The sequence below is a fragment of the uncultured Limnohabitans sp. genome (assembly GCF_937889215.1).
In the GTDB taxonomy this organism is placed as follows: domain Bacteria; phylum Pseudomonadota; class Gammaproteobacteria; order Burkholderiales; family Burkholderiaceae_C; genus Limnohabitans_A.
Genome location: NZ_CALBEX010000350.1, coordinates 1 through 1,138 on the forward strand (window position 1 = coordinate 1; position 1,138 = coordinate 1,138).

The following is a 1,138-nucleotide window of genomic DNA, read 5'->3' on the forward strand; positions in this document are numbered from 1 at the left end:
CCCTGCGCCGACGCCGAGGGCCAGGCCGCCTGCTTCGAAGTCTCGCCCGCAGGCTGGGCCGAGGTCACGCCCACCGAAGGGGTGGTGGTGCACACCAACCACTTCGTGTGTGAATCGCTGCTGGCCGAACAAGCCCCCATGGGCCCGGGTTTGTCGAGCCACAACCGATTGAGCACCGCCGGGCAACACGCTTTGAAAACCCCCATCGGTCAAGCTGATCTGGAGCGCTTCTTGCGCGACGAGTCCGACGGCTTTTTGTCCATCTGCCGCAGCCCCGACCCCAGCGTGCCGCCCGAAAGCCGCGTCGAAAGCGTGGCGGGCATCATCATGCAAACCCAGCCTCCGGCCATGTGGGTGGCCTGTGACGTGCCCAGCCGGGTGGCGTTTGAAGCCGTGCCTTTGGCCGCTGCGGCCAACCTGCTCAAGGGGCTGCAGGATCAGGCCATCGCCGCTTAAGCAAGTCCAGCACATCCTGCCAGGCCTGCGGGCCCGTTGCAGGGTTGCGTCCGGCGTGAACGCCAAGGCCCGGATGTTGGCCATTGGGTACGCGAGGCAGGTGTTGGACTTGTCCCACCGGATTGTCAAATCCGTGGTGGCTGTCCGGATACAGCTTGAAGCTCATTTCTGCTTGCTGGGCCAAAGCCACGCAGGGCGCGGCAGGCGTCCAGTCGTCTGCCGCCCCCAGCAGCATGTGCACGGGCCAGGACGGCTGGTAAGCCCGACGCAGTGCATCAGTGCAACCTGGGTAAAAGGCCAGCGCCACGTCGGGTATCACACTGCCTTGAGGGAGTTTTTGCTGGCTGTCCGAACTGGCCAGCACGGTGCTGCCACCGTGTGACCAGCCTAACAAGGCCACGCGTTGGCGATCCGTCCAGGTTTGTTGGGCAAGCCAAGCCAAGGTGGTGTGAACGTCGCTGCGTCGGTGGCTTTGCCGCACTTGGCGTGACGCCATGCTTTGTTCGCACAAACTGGTTTCCTGTCGGGGTGTGAGGCTGTCAGGCCAAACCACGCTGTAGCCTTGTGCCAGCAACAAGTCGGTCATGCCCTGATGGCGTGCGCTGAGCTGGCCTTTGCGAGTGCCGACGGTGGCATGGATGCCGCCGTACCCGTGCAAAACGATCACCACCGGGCGGGGGGT

General features: G+C 64.4%; 2 protein-coding genes. One reads left to right on the forward strand and one right to left on the reverse strand.

What is annotated here, in order from left to right; all coding sequences use genetic code 11:
• A partial coding sequence (locus Q0341_RS09005; protein WP_299512313.1) for a carcinine hydrolase/isopenicillin-N N-acyltransferase family protein occupies positions 1–456 on the forward strand: 456 nt, incomplete at its 5' end.
• Here the strand turns inward: Q0341_RS09005 and Q0341_RS09010 are convergent.
• Positions 422–1,138, reverse strand: a 717-nt coding sequence (locus Q0341_RS09010; protein WP_299512315.1) for a dienelactone hydrolase family protein, incomplete at its 5' end; no start/stop codon positions are given. The genes Q0341_RS09005 and Q0341_RS09010 overlap by 35 nt on opposite strands.